Source organism: Vibrio makurazakiensis, assembly GCF_050337375.1.
Classification (GTDB): Bacteria; Pseudomonadota; Gammaproteobacteria; order Enterobacterales; family Vibrionaceae; genus Vibrio; species Vibrio makurazakiensis.
The window spans coordinates 1-3,567 of the sequence record NZ_JAKJSW010000312.1 but is presented as its reverse complement, the minus strand read 5'-3'; the positions used below and the strand labels follow the sequence as shown (position 1 = coordinate 3,567).

Sequence of the window (3,567 nt, the reverse complement as noted above, 5' to 3'; positions counted from 1 at the left end):
GGTCAACCAGGTAGCTGATCGCTAGGTTATCTTCTACCTTGCTGTGACCTAAATGAACCAAGCGCCCCATTAATACGTAAACGGTATCAACAATTGCGTCTGCTTGTTCTGTCTTACAATCCGCTTCTGCTAGTTCAGTTAACTCTTCAATCGCTAGAGATGTGTGCAGCGTATCCGCTTTCTCGTCTAAAGATTCAGGTGAAGCAACTGGCAAATCGAAAGTATTACGGAATTCTTCGATATCTTTGTATAGGTGATTGAAGATTTCTTGGTTTAACTGAGACAGGTTCATGAAAGTGTCCATTGATAATTATTAGAGTTAGATTTTAACAAAGCTCGCGAGGTGTTGAAAGTGAGGCTTGCAGATGACTCGAATCAACTAAAAAGGTAAGGGAATAACTTTTTACGTTCTTCGTTAGTTAAAGACTCAACACGGGCGATATTAGTGTCCGGAATCTCCTCTGGGTTCGGGTAGTGCTTCAACACTTTTTCCATACTCGCTTCACGGATCAAATGGAACACCGGGTAAGGAGAACGGTTGGTTAGGTTTTCATCATCTTCAGGGTCTGCGCCACCGAAACAGTAATCTGGGTGGAAGGTTGCTACCTGATAAGTACCATCCCACTTTTCTTGTTTGATTAGTGCTTCTATCCAGTCAATGAACATGTTGTAGTCAAAGAAGTCTTGCAGCATGTTTGGAACCACAACCAGTGTCGTTTCAAGATCTGCTACAGGGGTGTTATCTAACTCAACGAAGTGCGTCATGATATCTTCAAGTAGCGTTTCTTCTGTTTCAGCTTGGCTGACAAATATTTTGATTTGCTTGTTACGCTGCGGCTTTGCAGCAAACGGGCAAAGGTTTAGCCCAATAACCACATCGTCTAACCATTGTTTAACTTGATCGTGGATGGTTTGAAGTTCAGTTGTACTTAAAGAAGTCATGAAGTGTTCCGATATCAAATTTTGCGTAAGGATATCAGAACAGAGCGGGAACTAAACCGTTTAATGTCCGCATGGAACAGTTTTAAGCGAGAGACTGGAAATACGATGGAGTGAGTTCAATAAAATAAATATTGCGATGTAGAAAAGCATCCCTCCGGCAATCACTCCTTGCCATTGATAAGTCTGCCAGCAATATAGCAGTAAGAATCCACCTAAGCTGCCGCCAATATAGTAGTGAACAAGGTATAACGCCGTTGCTGTCGCCTTGGCAGATGTCGTTTTTTGACTTACCCATGCATAGGCTAGGGTATGAGTAAAGAAGGCTCCGAAACTGATTAACATCAACCCAAGTAGCATCATGAAAATGGAGTCGATAGCTGACACCCACATTCCAAGCATGCTTATAGATGTACCTAGCGCCATTCCAATAAGTTGGCTGTGCTTATTAGACCATACTCCACTGAGTTTGGAACTTAGCGTTCCTGCCAAATAGCACAGGAATATCATTGAAGCGATACCGATAGGTAGGTTGTGTGGTGCGGCAACCAGCCTAAACCCCATTACAGAGTACAGGTTAACGAACAGCGCGAAGTTGGCACCTCCAATAAGCATCGCTAACCAGATATTTTTGTTAGCGATGTGTTTTAAAACCGCTCGGTTGTGATGGAAAAATAGCCCTTTCTGAGGTTTGAAATTGTTTTGATTAGGTAGCCGTAAGTACACAAACACGGCTCCAAGCAATGAAAAGACCACGAAGAATAGAACCGCACTTTTCCATTCGAAATGTTCGGTGATTGTTCCCCCGATGACTCGTCCGAAAATTCCACCAAGAGAATTTGCAGCAATGTAGCCTCCAATAGCAATTGAGAAAGCTTTAGGCGAAAGTTCTTCTACCATGTAAGCAACGGCGACCGCAGCAAATGCGGCGATGGCTATACCCATTAAAGCGCGCGCTGCTACTAGTACGTAGAGCGAGTCGGTGAGTAGCATTAATGTCCCAACGAGTGGGATCATAAAAAGTCCGAACAGAATAATGGGTTTACGACCAAAGCTCTCTGACGAAACCGCCCAAGGAACCAGGCTAACTGACAGGGCGAGTGTTGAAGCTGCGAATAACCAGTTAATTTGAATTTCGCTTACTTGGAAGTGCTCAGCCAAATGAGGAAGGATAGGTTGAAATAAATATAGGTTGCAGAAAATGATAAACGAGCCGATCGCTAAAGACTGTGTGACTTGTTTATATTGCTTTGAACCAAGTTCGATCATGCTGTGAGCCTTTCGGGTGCCCCGAGATAATTTGTAAACTAACGACTATTTGTGAACAAGGTATCAGTACAGTCTCCATTAAAGAAATATATTAAATCTATCGCAGTAATATATTTTAAATATGGCTATGCATGCTTGAATCAAAACCTCTGAGACACTTTTTAGCCGTGGCAGAACATGGCAACTTTACCCATGCAGCGAGAGCATTGAACATTGCTCAACCAGCCCTAAGTATTTCGATTAAGAAGTTAGAGCAAACCCTTGAATTAACGCTATTTCGAAGAGGAGATAAGTCAGTAACCTTAACTCAAGAGGGAGCAACGTTACTTGAACACGCAAAGCGGATTAGCCAACAATTTGCGGACGCTGAATTAGCAATGAATGAGTTAAAAGGGCTAGTTAAAGGAGAAGTTCGCTTAGGCGCACCAAGCATGATGGGAAGCTATTTCTTTCCTCAGATCCTAATGGCATTCAAAAGCCAGTATCCCAACTTAAAGTTGACACTAATTGATGCTGGGACGGAGTCTATTCGGAAGATGCTGCTTAATGGAGAGCTAGACATTGGTGTTATTAATGATGCTCATGTGCCAGAGGATTTAGAAACAGACCACTTATTAGATAGTGAAATGCTGGCTGTTGTAGGGGCAACGCATGAACTTGCACAAAATGAATCTATCGACTTTAAACGATTTTTCCAAGAGGATTTGATTCTGTTTAAACCGGGTTATTTTCATCGAGATTTTATTGATAGTGTCCATGAGCAATATGGCTTTGATATGAATATTGCGTTTGAAAGTAACTTGCTACCGATGATCCTTTCGATCGTAAAACAAGAATTTGCGATTACCGCTTTGCTAGAGCTGGTGACACAGCATGAAAAGCAAGTTGTCGGAGTACCATTTAACCCCCCGGTAAAGCTAAAACTTGCTCTAGCTTGGAGAAAGGAAGGCTACCTTTCCAAAGCGGATAGAACCTTCATTGATTTTGTTAAGCAATATACGTAATACGTTTACTGTGGGTTTCCAGACTCAAACTGTGCTTTTCTTTGGTTAAGCGCAGTGAATAGTGAGTCCACTTTTGACTCAACCTCAGAACAAAAGCTAAGCCCGTAGCTTTGCATCGTTTGCTCTGTACGTTTATTTACTTCAGTTTTTAATACATCTTGTGGGAAATAAAACATTAACCCGACCATTTCCTTACTGATCTTCTGATCCAATGAAGTCGTATCGTGATTGCATTTTTCTTTCGCGTAATTTGCCAGCCCGATTACTTCTAGTGAATTATCGACGACATAATCCATATAGCTATGAAACTCTTGCGGCATTGAGCTTTCATAATATGGACGTAAGTGGTCAATGT

Annotated in this window: 5 protein-coding genes; 1 reads left to right on the top strand and 4 read right to left on the bottom strand. The window is 42.0% G+C overall.

Going from position 1 to position 3,567, the window contains the following annotated elements:
* The 3 genes from L4C33_RS20585 to L4C33_RS20575 all read right to left on the bottom strand — a co-directional run.
* Positions 1-292, bottom strand: a 292-nt coding sequence (locus L4C33_RS20585) for a nucleoside triphosphate pyrophosphohydrolase family protein (protein ID WP_428814261.1), incomplete at its 3' end; no start/stop codon positions are given.
* A gap of 83 nt (positions 293-375) precedes the next feature.
* Positions 376-942 (bottom strand): DUF1415 domain-containing protein, encoded by a 567-nt coding sequence (locus L4C33_RS20580; RefSeq protein ID WP_428814260.1) that lies wholly within the window; start codon positions 940-942, stop codon positions 376-378.
* A gap of 60 nt (positions 943-1,002) precedes the next feature.
* Positions 1,003-2,208, bottom strand: coding sequence for an MFS transporter (locus L4C33_RS20575; protein ID WP_428814259.1), 1,206 nt, complete (start codon positions 2,206-2,208; stop codon positions 1,003-1,005).
* Between the two features lie 131 nt (positions 2,209-2,339).
* Here L4C33_RS20575 and L4C33_RS20570 point away from each other — a divergent pair, with 131 nt between their 5' ends.
* Positions 2,340-3,212, top strand: a complete 873-nt coding sequence (locus tag L4C33_RS20570) for a LysR family transcriptional regulator (RefSeq protein ID WP_428814258.1) — start codon at positions 2,340-2,342, stop codon at positions 3,210-3,212.
* 5 nt (positions 3,213-3,217) lie between these two features.
* Here L4C33_RS20570 and L4C33_RS20565 read toward each other — a convergent pair.
* Positions 3,218-3,567 (bottom strand): hypothetical protein (locus L4C33_RS20565; protein WP_428814257.1); only part of this gene is annotated, 350 nt, incomplete at its 5' end.

What these genes read in the sequence shown, in the direction of transcription:
- L4C33_RS20570 (WP_428814258.1), top strand. Translation starts at nt 2,340, where the DNA reads ATGCTTGAATCAAAACCTCTGAGACACTTTTTAGCCGTGGCAGAACAT.
- L4C33_RS20575 (WP_428814259.1), bottom strand. Translation starts at nt 2,208, where the DNA reads ATGATCGAACTTGGTTCAAAGCAATATAAACAAGTCACACAGTCTTTA.
- L4C33_RS20580 (WP_428814260.1), bottom strand. Translation starts at nt 942, where the DNA reads ATGACTTCTTTAAGTACAACTGAACTTCAAACCATCCACGATCAAGTT.